The following is an 18,497-nucleotide window of genomic DNA, read 5'->3' as shown; positions in this document are numbered from 1 at the left end:
GGTTAGGGCTGCAAATCCCCTCGTCCCGGCCCTACGCAGAGACTACGTCTCGGTTCTGTTAGACTGATCTTAATTGGGCCACCGGCTTGGAGACCTTGCTCTAGGCTCTGCGCTACTGTCAGATAGTAATTGCGGGCCGTGGCATTCATCTGATGTTCGCCCAGTTCTCTAAGTGCGCGAACCTTTAACATGGTTGCCCGATTGCTCTGCGGTGCGATGGCGAGAACATAGTCTGCCTGCTCGGCGGCCCATTGAAACTCACTGGCAGAGAGCGATGCTTCCGCGCCGTTCAACATTTTTTCTTTTCCCCCTGCCAGTTCAACGACTTTTTCCGCTCGTTCCTTCTCGGTCAGCGGGAAGATATGCGTCGGGTTGCCGTCGAACCAACCAGCATTTTGCGAATAGATGCCGCGCACTGCCCAAGCAACAGTGCCGTAATACTCTTGTAGATATGGGTGTTGTGCTAATCGCACCGGAAGTTTCACTTCCTGAACCAACTCATCTGGGGTCTTGCCCTTGCTGATCCCTTCCATGGTTTTGTCATAGACGAACTTGATGCCGTCACGATAAGCCGTGAGAGCGTCCCTGACTTTGTCCGCACCGGCTAGCGTGCTCATGTGTCCGGGAATGACGTATTCCGCATTCAGGGCGATCAGCTTGTCTAGGCTGTTGACCCATTTGTCCGCCGGACGCGTGGGGAGTCCGCGAAGGGGGGCAACATTGGGGAATGTTTTCAGAAATACATCGCCTGCAATCAGTACCTTGCGCTCCGGTAGCCAGACGGAGATGTTTTCGTCAGCCTCGCCGGGGGTCAGGATGAGCTGCGTTCGCACGCCGGCAATCGTCAGGCTTTGTTGCTCGCCGTCGAAGGTTTTCGTGGGCGGGAGAAAACCCTCGCGCGTGTGCGGCGTCTTCCTACCGTATTCGAGCTGAGTGCCAGCATTGATGAACTGGTCGTCGGGCAGAGCGGTTCCGAACGCATCGCCGCCATCGCGCCGGCCGCGTCCCGTGTCTGGTTTGGCCGAGACCAGCAATTGGTGGCTGTAGACTTCGGGTTTGTCATTGCCCGCGAATATCGTCGCACCGCCTGAATGGTCGGGGTGGTTGTGCGTATAGATGATCGCCCGCACAGGTCTGGTCATGCGATCCCCGAAGGCATTGATGATCGCTTGAGCATCGACGGGGTTGGCCGAGGTATCGACGATAATCGATCCGCCGTCGGCCTGGATCAGCGTGACATTGCTGGCGGAGTAGCCGATGGCGGTGTACACGCCGTTCGTAACTTCGACGATGCGCTTGCGAAATTCCTCGGAGTGGGCCTTCAGCTTCTCGCTCGGGAATTCATCATGCGCGGCAACGCCATTTACCGCGGTAAGCGTCCCTATTGTTGTGACTATCGCCATAAATGTCCTGATTCGACATGTCCACATCTGTTGCATAAGCGCCCTTATTTTCGAAGTTAAGATCTGCAGGCAACACGATATTCTTTTCGTAAATGAATTAACATTTGCAGAAATTAGAGGCTCCCTCTCAAATATGAGAGATATACATATGGACCTGAACGCTACTCACATGTTTGTCGCCGTCGTCCAGACGGGTAGCCTTTCTTCGGCGGCGAGCCGCCTTGGAATCCCACTGCCAACGCTGAGCCGTCGAATACGGGAGCTGGAACGGCAGCTCATGGTGCAGTTGCTGGAGCGCTCGGCGCGAGGGGTGAGGCTGACTGATGCCGGAACTAGGCTGTACGAGCAGGCTAGTCGTGGCATCGAGGCGCTACTCGAGGCCGAGCAAGCCGTTGTAAGTGATCAGGCGCAGTTGAGAGGGCGCTTACGGCTATCGTTCCCGCAATCTTTCGAGCCATGGTGGAACTTGTTAGCAGCGTTCCAGCGCCGCTATCCGGACATCCAAGTCCACGTCTACTCAACTGAGCGTCGAGTGGACTTAATCGAGGACGGCATCGATGTCGCCCTACGTATCGGCTCCATCGTTCATGAGGCCATGGTGGCGCGACACGTCTTTTCCTATCGCCATGTTCTAGTCGCTAGCCCGAAGCTAGTGGACCGCCTCGGTGTACCGGCAACACCCGACGAACTTCATCGCTTCCCGTGCGCTGTATGGATGTCGCGTGTCGATGCTCCGGCACGATGGGACTTGGCTGGGCATATCATCGAGCCAAAGGCCCTTCTGTCTACCAACGATTATCATCATTTGTGCGTGCGTGCGCTCGCAGGTGATGTGGTAACTGAATTGCCGCCTTTTCTGGCGGCTGCGCCTATTCAGGAGAAGCGCCTCGTGCAATTGCTGCCGCAGCTTCCCTTGCCCGAGCAGCCCATCAACCTTCTTTATCCTTCCCATCGCCATCCCTCGACTATTGTTCGGACATACCTGACCTTCTGCCAGAATTATGTCCCGAAAATTCTTCATGCCTGCGACATCGGATATCGGCCGTGAGCAAGGCAGGGTGGAAGGGAGAGTTGAAGTGCCGGGCCTGCCCCTACGGGCCGTGATGAGCACTGCGTTTGGGTTGGCGATTGATCTGATGGCTCGTACGTAGGTTAAGCGCGAGAGTTCTTCTTGCTCGAAGAACGCGGGGCAGCCTTCTTCCTCTCGGAGGTCGCTCCCGGCTGGTTCGCGGCATGCTCGCGCGGCACCCAGGCGGCGACTGCATCGATGAAGGCCCGTACTTGAGGCAGCAGGAACGTACGCTCGGGGTAGACCAGCGCGATGTGCAATTCGGTGCCGACGATGCCAGCGAGCACCTGCACGAGCGCGCCGCTTTCCAGATGTGGCGATACAAGCTCATGAGGGAGGAGCGCGATGCCAAGCCCACTTACGGCAGCCCCGCACAACAGGGCGATGTCGTTGGAGAAGAATGTGCCCTCTACATGGAGCTTACCTCCGGAAACCATGGGCCAGTGGGTCCCCGGCAGTTCGCCGCGTGTGAAGCCGATGAGGCAGCGGTGATTCTTGAGATCACGGTGCGTGCGCGGTGCGCCGCGATCGGCGAGGTAAGCGGGTGATGCGACTGCGATCATTGTGTCGCGCAAGAGCGTGCGTGCGATTAGGCCGGGCTCGATCTGGCTGCTGGCCCGGAGAGCGACGTCGTAATCGCCGCGGAGAAGGTCAACGTGTTGATTCGAGGTGTGGACGTGGACGCGCAGCTCAGGGTAGCGCGCCGCGAACTCGCAGAGCATCGCATGGAAGTCAACGCTCGTTATCGGCGGAACCGAGAGGCGCAAATCACCGCGGATGACGCCATCTGTCCTTCGCACGCTCTGCTCGGCGAGGCGCACAGCCTCCAGCGCGAGACAGGCCTCCCGGTAGAACACCTCACCGACATCAGTCAGGACTAGGCTTCGCGTGGTGCGGCGCAGGAGACGTGCGCCAAGACGCTCCTCGAGGCGCGCAAGACGCCGGCTCACGGTGGCGCGAGGAATGCGCAGCTCGGCGGCGGCACGCGAGAGTGATTTAGCGTCAACCGTCTTGGTGAAGGCGATTAGTTCTGATGTCTCGATGGGATCGCTCATATGGATCGAATAATAGCAAGTGATTCCAGTTTTTGTGGAATTGATCCAAAAAACGATCGGTTGCAAGATCTCATCCAGGACAAATCGACAGCAGCGCTGCGCATTTGCCCCAAGCGCCTGATCAAAACTGAAGAGGGTAAATAATGACTATCGAAAAGAAACTGATCGCCGTGTTCGGCGCGACGGGAAATCAAGGAGGCGGCGTCGTACGCGCCCTAAAGGAAAGCGGTCAGTTCAGAGTACGTGCGCTTTCGCGCGACCCGGCCACGTACAAGGGCGTCGCTGACGAAGTTGTCGCAGCAGATCTGGAACGGCCTGAGACCCTTGCAGCGGCGGTCGAAGGTACCCATGGCGTCTTTCTCGTCACCAACTTCTGGCAAGACGGCACCGATGAGATCAAGCAGGCAGCGGCGGCGGTTCAGGCCGCGAAAGCTGCAGGCGTGGATCACCTGATATGGTCGACCCTTCCAAACGTTGAGGTCATCAGCGGCGGCAAATTCAACGTTCCCCAATTCACTGGGAAGGCGAAGGTTGACTCGATTGTGAAGAATGCTGGATTTGCGCGGCATACCTTTGTCATGCCGCCCGCCTACTATCAGAACTTCGCGGGACCATACGGTCCGCAAATGCAGCAGGACGGAAGCTTGGGTTGGATGCTGCCTATCGATCCAACGGTACGCTGCCTTCACACTGGTGACATCAATGAGCTGGGCACCATCGTGGCAGGTGCATTTACACATCCGGAAGAAACTGGCAATGGCGCTTATCTTCCGCTGGTTGGCAATTTCCTGAGCTTCAACGACCTCGTAGACACCTTGAATCAGTTGGGCCACAAGGTCTCGTTCACCCAGATCCCTCGAGAGGTATACGCCGGCTTCTTTCCTGGCGCTGACGCGTTGGGTGAAACGCTGGCCTACTACGAGACCTATACATATCTTGGGCCGGGCTCCCACGACGCTGGGATCTCGCTCGCGAACAAGGTGGCGGGTAAGATGCCGACGACATTTGCATCATGGGCTCGGGAAAACTTCCGACTCGGTGCCGCTTCCGCAGTCTGAGCATCCGCGATATCAAGTACTCCTTCGTGGCCTCGTACAGGCTATCCTCCCGCATGGTCGTTGCCACCGTGCGCAGCAATGAACATGGCGACGGCCGACCGGCAGTAGGATTCGATTTCGTTATCGTCCTCTGCTCTCGCTTCATCGAAGCGGGCGATGATCAAGAGATCGGATCCTTTGATCAGTGCGGCAAACAAGCGGGCGGACTGGCGAGGGTCGGGCACGTTCAGAACCGCCTTCGCATGCAACTGACGCAACAGGGCTTCGATCTGGGCGATGACATAGGCGGGGCCGGCTTCGTACTGGCGCTTGCTTAGCGACGCTTGATTTGTCTTGTCGGCCATGATCATGGCTTCGACACTGCGCACGTCCGGGTTCAACAGCGTACGAAGCAGGGTCGATCCCACGGCCATGAGCTGATCTTCGGCCGAACCGTCGACGCCTTCAAAAAGGGCCTGTGGTGCAAACTGATGGCAGCGGGTCGCGATGGCCGCGCTGAACAGCGCCTCTTTGTTCTCGAAGTGCCGGTAGATGCTTAGCTTGGATATCTTCGCCCGCTGGGCGACCTTGTCCATGGTCGTCGCTTGAAACCCCAATTCCACAAAAAGTTCGAACGCCGCGTCGATTATCGTCTGGCCAAGCGCCTCGTTGACGGGCCGGCCACGCCGGTTCTGGCTGTTTTCAGTCATAAAATTCAAGTACTTTACAGTATCGTAATCCTTGATTTATGGTACTTCAAAGTATCTTAAAGCTGCAAGCCAATCTCCCTTTGTCCACAGCGCGGAGCCCATCACCATGAATGACGTCATCATTATCGGCGGCAGCTTTGCCGGTCTCGCCGCCGCCTTGCAGCTTGGTCGTGCCCGGCGCAAGGTTACCGTTCTCGATACCGGGTTGCCGCGCAATCGCTTCGCCGACCATTCACATGGCCTGCTCGGCCACGATCACAAGCCACCGCTGGACATCCTGGCCGAAGCGCGGCAGCAACTGGCGCGCTATCCCACGGTCACGCTGGTCAGCGCCCGGGCCGAGAGTATCTCCGGCGCCATCGACGATTTCTCCGTGCTCACTGGCGATGGCAAAAGCCTCAGGGCGCGTCGCTTGATCCTGAGCTATGGCGTCGCCGACCAGATGCCTGAAGTTTCCGGCTTTGCCGAAGGCTGGGGCTCCTCCATCGTGCCCTGTCCCTATTGCGACGGCTTCGAAGTCGCCGGCCGGCATTGGGGCCTCGTCTGGTCCGGCCCGCAGTCGCACACTTATGTCAGGCTGTACCACGATTGGACCGACACATTGACGGTCTTTGCCAATGGGCATGACATCCCACCCGACGTTCGGGCCGATCTGGTGCGCCGCGGCCTCCCTGTCGTCGATGGCCGGATCACCGAAATCGACCATGACGAGAGCCATAACACCACCGTCAGGCTCGACGATGGCCCCTCTGTCGCGGTCGACATCCTGTTCGCCCATCCGCGCAACAAGCCGTCCGCGAGCCTGCATGAATCACTGGGCCTCGCCACGGTGGATACGCCCTTCGGCATTGCCCTGAAGGTCGACGAGCGCCGCGAAACCAGCATGCCCGGCATCTACGCCGCGGGCGATCTCGCCAATCCCCTCATGGCCTCCGTCACCCAGGCCATAGCGCACGGCGCGACGGCGGGTATCTCCGCTCAGCAATCGATGTTGGTTTGAAAGCGCAGATTCCCTTCTCGAACAGTACGAGGAAATATCATGGCAGAGCAAAATTCTTATCAGGTCGCCGACTGGAATGGCCAAAGCGGGGAGTACTGGGTCGCCAACCAGACCCGGCTCGACGCCATGCTGGCGTCGTTCGGTCAGGCCGCGATCGAAGCCGCCGCGCCAGCGGCAGGGGAGCGCGTGCTTGACGTCGGATGCGGCGCGGGTGCGTCGAGTCTGGCTCTGGCCGCACGCGTCGGCGCGAGGGGCCAAGTGCTGGGTGTGGACATATCCGAACCGCTGATCGGCCGAGCGCGTGCGCTTGCGCCACAGGATAGGCCGGTCCTGTTCCAGGTGGCCGACGCCAGCAGCGCCGAGCTGCCCGAGGGTGCGTTCGACATCCTGTTCTCGCGTTTCGGGGTGATGTTCTTCGACGATCCGACAGCGGCGTTCGCTCATATGCGACGCGCGCTCCGGCCGGGCGGGCGGGTCGCTTTCGTCTGCTGGCGCGGCGTGGCCGAGAACGATTGGGTGCGTCTGCCGATGGTCGCGATCAAAGACATCGTCCCGCTGCCCGCGCCGCCTGGCCCCGAAGCGCCCGGCCCATTCTCGTTCGGCGACCCGGGGCGTGTGGCACGTATCCTGACGGCGGCCGGCTTCACCGATATCACTATCGCGCCCTTCGAGGCTTCCATCTCGCTCGGTCAGGGCGATACTCGGAACGCGGCGATCGACGACGCGGTGAAGATGGCATTCGAGGGCGGCCCGCTGTCGCTTGTGCTTGCTGATCAGTCCGACGACGTCCGCGCCCATGCCTGGGCCGCGGTTCGCGCCGCCTTCGCGGGTCTCCCCGGCGAACGGTCGGTGATGATCGACGGCGCGGCGTGGATCGTCACGGCACGGAATCCGGTGAGCTGAGAGGCATTAGCAGGGGGATGCCTGCGCTTGGTGAAGTGGGGCGGGGCACCTACGGCCGGTCAGATTGAACGGACAGTATCGAGGACGGGAGGCCTCTCCCAACGCATTCTATACTCCCTGGCATCCAGTTACGGCGACCCATTCGCCGCAATAAGGAGCCCGCCATGAACGACACCCAGCAACTTGCTGCTTTGCGCATTGTCTTGATTGCCGTCGGCCTGATCGCCGTGTTTGCTATCTGGCCCCTGATGGTCCTGTGGCCTTCCGGCTGGACGTGGCACAGCGGCCATTCCGACTACCCGCTGATGATCGTTGGTATCTACGCCACGCTCGGGGTGTTCCTGCTACGGGCATCCCGCGATCCCATGAAACACCTGAGTCTGATCTGGTTCACCATATGGTCGAGCGTGGTGCATGGCGCGATCATGGCCGTGCAGTCCTTCGGTGTCGGGTTGGACGGAATGAGCCACTATGGCCACTTGCTTGGCGACGTGCCTGCGTTGTTCGTTGTTGCGGCGGCTCTGGCGTTCTTCACGCCGCGGGTCGACAAGGCGTACTAGCTCAACTTTATAACGCTTCCAATCGCGACGGCTTGTCCTGACGGTATCGTCTGGCCGTGGCGTCATTTTTCGCTACGATTTGCCTCCTGAGCGGACGCCGAGAAACGCTTACCATCGAGCCGTATCGTCCTACGGGGGGCGTTGGCATGGCTGGCGAAAGGCTTCTACCCGTCTGGCGATGTCTTCCTTACTTTGGTTGTCAGTTGACAACCTAATATGTCGTGGGAATACTGGAGAGCATTAATGGCTCGTGCCTCGCATCCAAAGAAAGAGGTCGAAGAAGCGCTCAGGTATGCTGAGGCGCAGGGCTGGCGCGTAGAAGTCGGCGGTAATCACGCCTGGGGACGGACATATTGCCCGCATAACGATCAGGAGTGCCGCTGCGGCGAGTTCTGCATCACATCGATATGGAGCACGCCCAAGAACCCTGGCAATCATGCGCGAGCATTGCGGCGCGTTGTGGACAATTGCACCGCGCATCGTAATCGGCGCCACGCCTGTGACGAGGCTGAGGAGTAGAACAGTGGAATACACCTTTACGTTGAAGTATCAGCTCGCTGATGATGGCTGTACCTCTGATGAATTGGTCGAGCGGTTGGCGGAATCTGGCTGTGACGATGCCCTGGTGGGCATTGGGCAGCCGGGACGGCTGGCTCTTGAGTTCACTCGTGAAGCTACTGATGCGGAACAGGCAGTGCTCAGCGCATTGAGCGACGTTCGTCGCGCGGTGGCGTCAGCGAAACTGATCGAGGTTGCTCCTGATTTGGTCGGGTTGACCGACGTAGCTGAGATCGTGGGCGTGTCCCGACAGAATATGCGCAAGCTGATGTTGACCCATCCGAGCAGCTTTCCGACACCCGTACACGAAGGGAGCGCATCTATCTGGCACTTGGCGGACGTGTTGACTTGGCTACAGGCCAGGGGAAGCTATTCGCTTACCAGAAGTGTTCTGGAGGTAGCCAGGGTAGCGTCGCAGATCAACGTTGCAAAAGAAGGCCGACGGTTACCTGCGTTGGCTCTCAAAGAACTGGAAACTCTGGTCGGGTGACAACCCCGGTCGAATCGCCAATTGTTACATCAGGCAATCATTGCTAAAGCGCGACAATCCTTCACTTAATCTTTCTCAACTGCAGGTGTATCGTATTCGCCTTTTGCGGGCCCGCCGGTCCGTCGCAGAATCAGAGGTAGTTGCGTACATGTCCTTCACCCGTCGCCAAATACTCGGTGGCCTGGCCGGTCTTGTTGTCGTGGGCGTAGGCGCGGGAGGCGCATCGCGGTATTGGTTGGGCAAGCGGACGGATGCCGACGCCGGTCATGACTATGAGTTGATCGCGGCGCCGCTGGATGTCGAGTTGGTGGCCGGGCACAAGACCCAGGCTTGGGCGTTCGGTCCGTCGGCGCCGGGCACTGAGTTGCGGGTGCGCCAAGGTGAGTGGCTGCGGGTGCGCTTCATCAACCACCTGCCGGTGGCGACCACGATCCATTGGCATGGCATCCGCCTGCCGCTGGAAATGGACGGTGTGCCGTATGTCTCGCAACTCCCGGTGTTGCCGGGGGAATACTTCGATTACAAATTCCGTGTACCGGACGCCGGCAGCTACTGGTATCACCCGCACGTCAACAGCAGCGAAGAGCTCGGGCGTGGACTGGTGGGGCCATTGATCATCGAGGAGCGCGAGCCCACCGGGTTCAAGTACGAGCAGACCCTGAGCCTCAAAAGCTGGCATGTGGACGAGCAAGGTCAGTTCGTTGAATTCAGCATTCCCCGTGAAGCTGCCCGTGGTGGTACGGCTGGGCGTCTGGCGACCATCAACGGCGTGCCGCAGGCGGTGATTGACCTGCCTGCCGGGCAGATCACCCGGGTACGTTTGCTCAACCTGGATAACACCCTGACTTACCGCATCAACATTCCCGGTGTCGAGGCGCAGATCTATGCGCTGGACGGTAATCCCGTCGAGCCCCGGCCGCTGGGCAAGGAATACTGGCTCGGCCCAGGCATGCGCATCTGTCTGGCGATCAAGGCACCGCCGGCCGGGGAAGAGTTGTCGTTGCGCAACGGCCCGGTGCGCCTGGGCACCCTGCGTTCGGTGCCCAACAGCGATGCGCCCACCGCCTGGCCTCCCGCCCTGCCGGCCAACCCGGTGTCCGAGCCGGACCTGGTCAATGCCGAGAAACTCAACTTCAATTTCGAGTGGGTCGGTTCGGTGTCGGTCAATGTGGACAACGGCAAGCCGCCGAGCCTGTGGCAGATCAACGGCAAGGCCTGGGACATCACCGACAAGACCTGCGCCGACCGGCCGATTGCGACGCTGAAGAAAGGCCAGAGTTACATTTTCGAATTGAAGAACATGACTCAGTACCAGCACCCGATCCATCTGCACGGGATGAGCTTCAAGGTGATCGCGTCCAATCGGCACAAGGTCATTCCCTACTTCACCGACACCTACCTGCTGGGCAAGAACGAGCGGGCACAGGTGGCGTTGGTGGCGGATAACCCTGGAGTATGGATGTTCCACTGCCATGTGATCGATCACATGGAAACCGGCCTGATGGCCGCCATCGAGGTGGCGTGATGCGCCAGATTCGTCCCGCCCGGATCATCGACCGCAGCCGTGACCAGGACTTCATGCGCGAAGCCCTGGCCCTCGCCGCGCAAGGTGCGGCCCTGGGCGAGGTACCGGTGGGGGCGGTGCTGGTGCAGGATGGCGAGATCATTGGCCGTGGCTTCAATTGCCCGATCAGCGGCCACGACCCGAGTGCCCACGCGGAAATGGTCGCTATCCGCGCGGCCGCTCAAGCCGTGAGCAACTATCGCCTGCCGGGCAGCACGCTTTATGTGACGCTGGAACCGTGCAGCATGTGCGCCGGGCTGATCGTCCACTCACGCATCGCACGGGTCGTCTACGGCGCCCTGGAACCCAAGGCCGGCATCGTCCAGAGCCAAGGGCAGTTCTTCAGCCAGGGTTTCCTGAATCACCGAGTGATGTTCGAGGGTGGGGTACTGGCTGAGGAATGCAGCACGGTGCTGAGCGAGTTTTTCAAGGCGCGTAGGGCCAAACCGGCAGACTGAAACAGTTCCCCCACAGGGTTTTGGGGTTGTTTGAACTATTTATTTACGCGCCACAATCACCGCCCGCATCGGCGCCGGCAGGCCTTCGATGGTCTTGCTGTGGTCCTCGGGGTCAAGGAAGTCACTCAGCGACTGATACTTCATCCACTCCGTGCTGCGCTGTTCCTCGACGGTGGTCAGGCTTACGTCCACGCACCGTACGTCACTGAATCCGGCGCGGCGCAGCCAGCGTTCGAGAGCGGGCACCGAAGGCAGGAACCAGACGTTGCGCATCTGCGCGTAGCGGTCTTCGGGCACCAGTACCTGGTGCTCGTCACCCTCAATTACCAGGGTTTCCAGTACCAGCTCACCGCCCTTCACCAGGCAGTCTTTCAAGGCCAGCAAATGCTCGATCGGCGAGCGGCGGTGGTAGAACACGCCCATGGAAAACACCGTGTCGAAGCCTTCGAGATCCGGTGGCAGGTCCTCGAATGGGAATGGCAGGTGCCAGGCGTTGGGTTGCGAAAGATAGCGCTGAACGGCCTGGAACTGACAGAAAAACAGCCAGTTGGGGTCGACGCCGATGACGGTGTCGGCGCCGGCACCGAGCATGCGCCACATGTAGTAACCATTGCCGCAACCCACGTCGAGGATGCGCTTGCCCTTGAGGTCGAGGTGCGGGGCCACTCGCGACCACTTCCAGTCCGAGCGCCATTCGGTGTCGACATGCACGCCGAACAAGTCGAACGGGCCTTTGCGCCATGGCGAAAGGCCCATCAGGGCGGTGCGCATCCGGGCGCGGGTTTCGTCGTCGCAGTCGGTATCGAGCGTCAGACCGTTGAGTAGATCGACCTCGGTCGGTTGCAACACCGGCAAGGCATCCAGGGCGCTTTGCCAACGCTCGAGGTCGCCATGGCCTTTTTCCATCTTGATGTCGAGTTGCGATTGTAGCGTCGCAGCCCAGTCGGCCAAGGGTGTTCCGGCCAGACGGCGGGCGAGGGGGGAAAGATCGATCATGGCAGGGCAATCAACGAGGCGAAGTTAAGACACTGGAACCACGGCACGACTTTCGAGAACCCGGCCGCCAGCAAGCGTTCGCGGTGTTCTTCGAGGCTGTCGGGCTTCATGACGTTTTCGATGGCGCTGCGCTTCTGGGCAATCTCCAGTTCGCTGTAGCCGTTGGCGCGTTTGAACGCCACGTGCAGATCGGTGAGCAGGGCGTGTTCCTGGGCATCGTTGAAGCGCAGCTTTTCCGAAAGGATCAGGGCGCCACCGGGCAGCAGCGACTGGCGGATGCGGCCCAGCAGTGCGGTGCGCTGGTCCGGCGCGATGAACTGCAGGGTGAAGTTCAGCGCCACCACCGAGGCCGGCTGGAAGTCCAGGGCCAGGATATCGCCTTCGATGACTTCCACAGGCAGCAGCTCCTGGAACATCGAGTCCTGACCGTTGAGGTATTCACGGCAACGCTCGACCATGGCCGCCGAGTTATCCACAGCGATCACCCGACAACCGTCGGTGCGCACATGGCGGCGCAGCGCCTGGGTCACCGCGCCCAGGGACGCCCCCAGGTCATAGAGGACGCTGCCCGGCTGGGCGAATTGCGCGGCGAGCACGCCGAGGTTTTCCACGATGGTCGGGTAGCCGGGTACTGAACGCTTGATCATGTCCGGGAACACTCGCACCACGTCCTCGTTGAAGGCGAAGTCGGGCACTTGGGCCAAGGGTTGGGCGAACAGGCGATCGGACTCTTTGCTCACGGCGATTCCAGCGGCATGGGTGGTGAAAAGGGCCGGCATTTTAACCAAAAAAACTGCGGGGGCGAGCCATCACTGGAAGTAAACGCCAGCCTGCGTTCACTTCACCGCAATGGCGCAGTCAAAGGTTTCCACCGGCGGCACTTCCGGAGCCCAGGGCTGTTGATAGGTCAGGCGCAAGCGGCCGGTTCCGGCGCTGAAGGCCTGGAAGCGCCAGGTCGAGACGCCCGCGGCGCCGACGATGCCAGCGTCTTCCGGATTGCGATAAACCTCAGGCCCCAGGGCTTTCAGCACACCGCCCGCGGAATCCTGGATTGCCCAGCGATAGCCGGTGGTGGGGTTGCTGGGCAGGCTCAGGATCAGGTTCTGTCCGTTGTTGAGCCGCACCGGGCATTCGCTCAGCTTCTCCACGGTCACGTTGTGTTTCGACTGCGTGGCGCAGGCGCTTAGCAAGACGAGGCTCAAGGGGACGAGCAGGCGGGTAAGGGACATAGAGGCTCCGGCATTCACGACGAATGGGGAGCATAACCGAAGATGCTGCTGGGTGTGTCAGCAGGGAATGTATGGTTTATCAGGGCCTATCGCGAGCAGGCTCGCTCCCACAGGGAATTGTGTGGAACACAGAATTTGTGAACGACACCTGTCTACTTTGGGAGCGAGCCTGCTCGCGATGAGGCCATTACTGGCCCTGCATAACCCTCAGAACAACACCTTCGCCACATCCGCAAACCGCTTGGCAAAATGCACCGTGACACCTTCCTTGAGGTAGTCCGGCAGTTCTTCGAAGTTGCCCCGGTTGGCTTCGGGCAGGATCAGCTCGAAGATTTTCTGCCGTCGCGCGGCGATCACTTTTTCCCGCACGCCGCCAATCGGCAGCACATGCCCGGTGAGGGTGAGTTCGCCGGTCATGGCGACGCCTTTCTTCGGTGGCTGGTTGCGGGCCAGGGACAGCAGGGCGCTGGCCATGGTCACGCCGGCGCTCGGGCCATCCTTGGGGGTAGCGCCTTCCGGTACATGCAAGTGCACGAACGCCTCGTCGAAGAACTTCGGGTCACCGCCGAACTGCTTCAGGTGCGAGCTGACGTAGCTGTGGGCGATCTCCGCCGATTCCTTCATCACCTCCCCCAGTTGCCCGGTAAGCTTGAAGCCACGATTGAGGGTATGGATGCGCGTCGCTTCGATGGGCAAGGTGGCGCCGCCCATGCTGGTCCAGGCCAGGCCGGTGATCACGCCAACGCCGGACAATACTTGCTCGTTGCGGAACACCGGTTTGCCCAGGGAGGCCTCGAGGTCTTTCGGCCCGAGCTTGATGACTGCCTTGGGGTCGTCGATCAGCTTCATCACCGCCTTGCGCACCAGTTTGCCCAGTTGCTTCTCCAACTGTCGCACCCCGGCTTCACGGGCATAACCGTCGATCAAGGTCTTGAGGGCGCTGTCGCTGATAGTCAGGCTGCCCTTGGATACGCCGGCCTTTGCCAACTGCTTGGGCCAGAGATGGCGCTTGGCGATGGCGACCTTTTCTTCGGTGATGTAGCCGGACAGGCGAATCACTTCCATCCGGTCCAGCAGCGGGCCGGGGATCGAGTCCAGGGTGTTGGCGGTGCACACGAACAGCACCTTGGACAGGTCCAGGCGCATGTCCAGATAATGGTCGAGGAATTCGACGTTCTGCTCCGGGTCGAGGGTTTCCAGCAAGGCCGAGGCCGGATCGCCCTGGTAGCTCTGGCCCATCTTGTCGATCTCGTCGAGCATGATCACCGGGTTCATCACCTCGACGTCCTTGAGAGCCTGCACCAGCTTGCCCGGCTGGGCGCCGATGTAGGTGCGGCGATGGCCCTTGATCTCGGCTTCGTCGCGCATGCCGCCGACGCTGAAGCGGTAGAACGGCCGGCCGAGGGATTCGGCGATGGATTTGCCCACGCTGGTCTTGCCCACGCCCGGCGGACCCACCAGCAATACGATGGAGCCGCTGATCTCACCCTTGTAGGCACCCACGGCGAGGAATTCCAGGATGCGGTCCTTGATGTCGTCCAGGCCGGCATGGTGCTGGTCGAGGACCTTGCGGGCATGTTTGAGGTCGAGCTTGTCCTGGCCATAGACGCCCCACGGCACCGAGGTGGCCCAATCCAGGTAGTTACGGGTAACGGCGTATTCCGGTGAGCCGGTCTCCAGGATCGAGAGCTTGTTCATTTCCTCATCGATGCGTTTTTTGGCCTGGGCGGGCAATACCTTGCCCTCCAGCCGTTGCTCGAACTGCTCGAGGTCGGCGCTGCGGTCGTCCTTGGTCAGCCCCAGTTCCTGCTGGATGACCTTGAGCTGTTCCTTGAGGAAGAACTGGCGCTGATGTTCGCCGATCTTGCTGTTGACCTCGGCGGAAATCTCTTTTTGCAGCCGCGCGACTTCCACTTCCTTGCGCAGCATCGGCAGCACTTTTTCCATGCGCTTGAGCATCGGCACGCAATCGAGCACTTCCTGCAATTCGTTGCCGGTGGCAGAGGTGAGGGCGGCGGCGAAGTCCGTCAAGGGCGAGGGATCGTTGGGGCTGAAGCGGTTGAGGTAGTTCTTCAGTTCTTCGCTGTACAACGGATTGAGCGGTAGCAGTTCCTTGATCGCATTGATCAGCGCCATGCCGTAGGCCTTGACCTCGTCGGTCGGCTCGCTCGGCTGGTGCGGGTATTCGACTTCCACCAGGTACGGCGGGCGATGGTGTTTGAGCCAGGTGCGGATGCGCACGCGGGTCAGGCCCTGGGCAACGAATTGCAGTTTGCCCGCTTCGCGGCTGGCGTGGTGCACCTTGACCAGGGTGCCGTACAGCGGCAGCGCCGAGGTGTCGAAATGGCGCGGGTCTTCCTGGGGCGTGTCCATGAAGAACAGCGCCAGGGAATGATGTTCGGACTTGGCCACCAGTTCCAGAGTCTCGGCCCAGGGCTCTTCATTGACGATGACCGGCAGCACCTGGGCCGGGAAGAACGGGCGATTATGGATTGGAATGATGTAGACCTTGTCCGGCAGGCTCTGGCCGGGCAGGGCCAGGCCGGTGCCGGAAACGGTGTGTTCGATGTGTTCGGGATCAGCGTAGTCGTTCGTGGCTTCAGTAGAGTGCTGGTCGCTCATGGGGCACCTGCGCAATGGAGTATGCGTCTTAGATGGGGCAGGTGGAGGGCGGTTTCAATGGGGGGGGATTGTTAGCGGTTATTTCATTGGGAGGTGTTCAGGTTTGTGACAGGTTTGGCGACAAAGGTGGCTGTGGCGAGGGGGCGGGCCCCTCGCCACACGGGTTTCAGGCGATCTGGTTCAAGTCGTTATGGCGGGTTTCCTTCAGGCACAGCACGGCGATCACGCTGAGCACCGCTGCCGCCGACACATAGCCGCCGACATAGCTCAAGCCACCCATCGCCACCAGCTTCTGGGCGAAGAATGGCGCGGCCGAGGCCCCGACGATGCCGCCCAGGTTATAAGCCGCCGAGGCGCCGGTATAACGCACATGGGTCGGAAACAGCTCTGGCAGCAGGGCGCCCATGGGGGCAAAGGTCACGCCCATCAGGAACAGCTCAATGCACAGGAACAGGGCGACACCCCAGGTCGAACCGTGAGTCAGCAGCGGCTCCATCAGGAATCCCGAGGCAATCGCCAGCACGCCTCCGACGATCAGCACCGGTTTGCGACCGAAGCGATCACTGGCCCAGGCCGACAATGGCGTGGCGGCGGCCATGAACAGCACGGCAAAGCACAGTAAGGCGAGGAACGTCTCGCGGCTGTAGCCAAGGCTGGCTACGCCATAGCTCAGCGAGAACACGGTGGAGATATAGAACAATGCGTAGCACACCACCATCGCCGCCGCGCCCAGCAGTGTCGGGGCCCAGTATTGGCTGAACAGTTCCACCAACGGCACTTTCACCCGTTCCTGGCGAGCCATGGCCTTGGCAAAGACCGGTGTCTCATGGAGCTTGAGGCGCACGTAGAGGCCGACGACCACCAGTACGGCGCTGAGCAGGAATGGAATGCGCCAGCCCCAGGAGCGGAACTGTTCGTCGTCCAGACCCATGGCCAGGCTCAGGAACAGCCCGTTGGCCGCCAGGAAACCGATGGAAGGGCCCAGTTGAGGAAACATGCCGAACCAGGCCCGCTTGCCCTTGGGGGCGTTCTCGGTGGCGAGCAGCGCGGCGCCGCCCCATTCACCGCCCAGCCCCAACCCCTGGCCGAAGCGCAGCAGGCACAACAGGATCGGTGCCCAGGCGCCGATGCTGGCGTAGCCGGGCAGCACGCCGATGAGGGTGGTGCAGATGCCCATCAACAACAGGGAGGCTACCAGGGTGGATTTGCGCCCGATCCGATCGCCAAAATGGCCGAACAGCGCCGAACCCAGCGGTCGTGCGAGAAAGGCGATGCCGAAGGTAAGGAAGGACGACAGCATCTGTGCCGTGCCCGACGTCTGCGGGAAGAACACCGGCCCGATCACCAGGGCGGCAGCCGTGGCATACACATAGAAGTCATAGAATTCGATGGCCGTGCCGATGAAGCTCGCAGTCGCCACGCGGGTGGTGGAGTTCGTCGGCTGGGCCGCCGCGGTGTCGTTGAGGGTAGTGGTCGTCATGCAGTTATCCCTGACAGTCATGTGCTCCGTTGGAGCGATTTATTATTGTTGAACGCTTTGGGGAAGACCTGAATTCTGCAGGAGCAAGGCTTTGCCCCCGCAGTGATTCTATCCGCAACTCAGGCGACGCTTGGCGCCGACCCGTTATGCCACATCAGCACCTGGCTGACACGATTGTCCACAGTTTCGATGATTTCCAGCCGGTAGCGACCGATCTTCAGGCATACCGGGCTTTCGGGGATGGTTTCCAGCGCTTCGGTCACCAGCCCGTTGAGTGTCTTGGGACCGTCGCAGGGTAAGTGCCAACCCAGGGCCCTGTTCAATTCACGGATTGACGCCGCGCCATCGATTATCAGGCGCCCGTCGGGTTGGGGATGAACGTGCGGGTTGTCGAGGTTGTGCTCGTTTTCGAACTCGCCGACGATCTCTTCAAGGATGTCTTCCAGGGTAACGATGCCCAGCACCTCTCCGTATTCATCCACCACCATGCCCAGGCGTCGCTGCTGCTTGTGGAAGTTCAGCAGTTGCAGCTGTAGCGGTGTGCTTTCGGGTACGAAGTAAGGTTCGTGGCAGGCGGCAAGCAACGCTTCCTTGGTCAGGCTTGCGTCCGCCAGCAGATGGCGGACCTGGCGGGTGTTGAGCACCGCTTCGACCTGGTTGATGTCACTGTGGAAGACCGGCAACCGGGTTCGACGGTTCAGCAGCAGTTGTTCGATGATTTCGTCGATGGGGTCATCGAGGTTGATGCCGTCGACTTCGCTGCGGGGCACCAGGATGTCGTTGACGGTGATGTTGTCCAGGGCATGGATGCCGGGAGTCCCGTGGGGGCGTCCTGTGCCATGCTCGTGTTCCTGTTCGGTACGCGGCGGCGTGGGCATGTCGTCGTCGCTTTGCTGCACGACGACAGCCTTGCGGGAAAAAGGGCGCAGCAGCAATTTGCTGAGGCCGTCCAGCAACCAGGCGAGCGGATAGACCATTTTCAAGGGCACGCCCAGCAAGGCGTTGCCCAATGCCAGTACCGCATCGGGGTGACGGGTGGCCAGGATGCGCGGCAGGTAATCGGCAAAGACCAGCAGCACCGCACCGCTGGCGAGCCACGCGACCCATGGGCCGTTTTCCAGCCAGGTGAAAATACCCAGCAAGGTGCAGATCACCACCGCCAGGGTGCGGCACAGGGTATTGCACAGGATCAGGCTGGTCAGGGGAAAGCTCAGTCTCGCCGACGGTTTATCGCCGGCACGCGAAGCCCTGCGTTTGGCCAGCAGGTGCTGCCGGGCAGCTTCGATGGCGGTGAACAGGGCTGACCAGAGGATCAGCACCACCAGTACGGCCAACAGCGGCCCCGCGGGCAACCTATCCATCA

General features: G+C 60.7%; 18 protein-coding genes. 9 read left to right on the top strand and 9 right to left on the bottom strand.

Features of this window, described 5'->3' with window-relative positions; translation table 11 throughout:
• Positions 1–2: 2 nt before the first annotated feature.
• Positions 3–1,403 carry an alkyl/aryl-sulfatase gene (locus EGM97_RS00805; RefSeq protein WP_238961431.1) on the bottom strand — a complete coding sequence of 467 codons (1,401 nt, stop codon included), beginning with the start codon at positions 1,401–1,403 and terminating at the stop codon, positions 3–5.
• Between the two features lie 148 nt (positions 1,404–1,551).
• Between EGM97_RS00805 and EGM97_RS00800 the strand changes: the two genes are divergently transcribed.
• On the top strand, positions 1,552–2,451 hold the full coding sequence (locus tag EGM97_RS00800; protein ID WP_238961430.1) for a LysR family transcriptional regulator: 900 nt from the start codon (positions 1,552–1,554) through the stop codon (positions 2,449–2,451).
• Between the two features lie 104 nt (positions 2,452–2,555).
• Here EGM97_RS00800 and EGM97_RS00795 read toward each other — a convergent pair whose 3' ends face one another.
• Complete coding sequence (locus tag EGM97_RS00795) at positions 2,556–3,593, bottom strand: LysR family transcriptional regulator (RefSeq protein ID WP_238961429.1); 1,038 nt, start codon at positions 3,591–3,593, stop codon at positions 2,556–2,558.
• A 77-nt stretch (positions 3,594–3,670) separates the two neighbouring features.
• Here EGM97_RS00795 and EGM97_RS00790 point away from each other — a divergent pair, with 77 nt between their 5' ends.
• Positions 3,671–4,585 carry an NmrA/HSCARG family protein gene (locus EGM97_RS00790; RefSeq protein ID WP_238961428.1) on the top strand — a complete coding sequence of 305 codons (915 nt, stop codon included), beginning with the start codon at positions 3,671–3,673 and terminating at the stop codon, positions 4,583–4,585.
• 41 nt (positions 4,586–4,626) lie between these two features.
• On the opposite strand, the gene EGM97_RS00785 is transcribed toward EGM97_RS00790, so the two are convergent.
• Positions 4,627–5,274, bottom strand: coding sequence for a TetR/AcrR family transcriptional regulator (locus tag EGM97_RS00785; protein WP_238961427.1), 648 nt, complete (start codon positions 5,272–5,274; stop codon positions 4,627–4,629).
• Positions 5,275–5,380: 106 nt separating this feature from the next.
• Here EGM97_RS00785 and EGM97_RS00780 point away from each other — a divergent pair, with 106 nt between their 5' ends.
• The 7 genes from EGM97_RS00780 (at position 5,381) to tadA (ending at position 10,807) form a co-directional block, all read left to right on the top strand.
• On the top strand, positions 5,381–6,274 hold the full coding sequence (locus tag EGM97_RS00780) for an NAD(P)/FAD-dependent oxidoreductase (RefSeq protein WP_238961426.1): 894 nt from the start codon (positions 5,381–5,383) through the stop codon (positions 6,272–6,274).
• Between the two features lie 39 nt (positions 6,275–6,313).
• Positions 6,314–7,177 (top strand): class I SAM-dependent methyltransferase, encoded by an 864-nt coding sequence (locus tag EGM97_RS00775; protein WP_238961425.1) that lies wholly within the window; start codon positions 6,314–6,316, stop codon positions 7,175–7,177.
• A 164-nt stretch (positions 7,178–7,341) separates the two neighbouring features.
• The gene (locus EGM97_RS00770; protein WP_238961424.1) at positions 7,342–7,737 is read left to right on the top strand and encodes a DUF6632 domain-containing protein; all 396 of its coding nucleotides are present in this window, start codon (positions 7,342–7,344) and stop codon (positions 7,735–7,737) included.
• 243 nt (positions 7,738–7,980) lie between these two features.
• Positions 7,981–8,256: a hypothetical protein gene (locus tag EGM97_RS00765; protein ID WP_238961423.1), complete on the top strand. Its 276-nt coding sequence runs from the start codon at positions 7,981–7,983 to the stop codon at positions 8,254–8,256.
• A 4-nt stretch (positions 8,257–8,260) separates the two neighbouring features.
• Positions 8,261–8,785 carry a helix-turn-helix transcriptional regulator gene (locus EGM97_RS00760; RefSeq protein ID WP_238961422.1) on the top strand — a complete coding sequence of 175 codons (525 nt, stop codon included), beginning with the start codon at positions 8,261–8,263 and terminating at the stop codon, positions 8,783–8,785.
• A gap of 148 nt (positions 8,786–8,933) precedes the next feature.
• On the top strand, positions 8,934–10,310 hold the full coding sequence (locus EGM97_RS00755) for a multicopper oxidase family protein (protein ID WP_238961421.1): 1,377 nt from the start codon (positions 8,934–8,936) through the stop codon (positions 10,308–10,310).
• Positions 10,310–10,807, top strand: coding sequence for a tRNA adenosine(34) deaminase TadA (gene tadA / locus EGM97_RS00750; protein WP_053152582.1), 498 nt, complete (start codon positions 10,310–10,312; stop codon positions 10,805–10,807). The genes EGM97_RS00755 and tadA overlap by 1 nt, the downstream gene beginning before the upstream one ends.
• 39 nt (positions 10,808–10,846) lie before the next feature.
• Here tadA and cmoB read toward each other — a convergent pair whose 3' ends face one another.
• From cmoB to EGM97_RS00720, 6 genes are all read right to left on the bottom strand, one after another.
• Positions 10,847–11,803 (bottom strand): tRNA 5-methoxyuridine(34)/uridine 5-oxyacetic acid(34) synthase CmoB, encoded by a 957-nt coding sequence (cmoB, locus tag EGM97_RS00745; protein ID WP_238961420.1) that lies wholly within the window; start codon positions 11,801–11,803, stop codon positions 10,847–10,849.
• The gene (gene cmoA / locus EGM97_RS00740) at positions 11,800–12,582 is read right to left on the bottom strand and encodes a carboxy-S-adenosyl-L-methionine synthase CmoA (RefSeq protein WP_238961419.1); all 783 of its coding nucleotides are present in this window, start codon (positions 12,580–12,582) and stop codon (positions 11,800–11,802) included. Before cmoA ends, cmoB begins: the two co-directional genes overlap by 4 nt.
• A gap of 57 nt (positions 12,583–12,639) precedes the next feature.
• Positions 12,640–13,032 (bottom strand): protease inhibitor I42 family protein, encoded by a 393-nt coding sequence (locus tag EGM97_RS00735; RefSeq protein ID WP_238961418.1) that lies wholly within the window; start codon positions 13,030–13,032, stop codon positions 12,640–12,642.
• 207 nt (positions 13,033–13,239) lie between these two features.
• Positions 13,240–15,654, bottom strand: a complete 2,415-nt coding sequence (gene lon / locus EGM97_RS00730; protein ID WP_238961417.1) for an endopeptidase La — start codon at positions 15,652–15,654, stop codon at positions 13,240–13,242.
• A 166-nt stretch (positions 15,655–15,820) separates the two neighbouring features.
• Positions 15,821–17,134: an MFS transporter gene (locus EGM97_RS00725; RefSeq protein ID WP_238961416.1), complete on the bottom strand. Its 1,314-nt coding sequence runs from the start codon at positions 17,132–17,134 to the stop codon at positions 15,821–15,823.
• A gap of 119 nt (positions 17,135–17,253) precedes the next feature.
• A complete protein-coding gene (locus EGM97_RS00720) occupies positions 17,254–18,495 on the bottom strand; it encodes a transporter associated domain-containing protein (protein WP_238961415.1) in 1,242 nt (413 codons plus the stop codon).
• Positions 18,496–18,497 lie beyond the last annotated feature (2 nt).

Source organism: Pseudomonas sp. AF32, assembly GCF_022342325.2.
GTDB lineage: Bacteria > Pseudomonadota > Gammaproteobacteria > Pseudomonadales > Pseudomonadaceae > Aquipseudomonas > Aquipseudomonas uvaldensis.
This window is presented reverse-complemented; position numbering and strand designations above follow the sequence as displayed.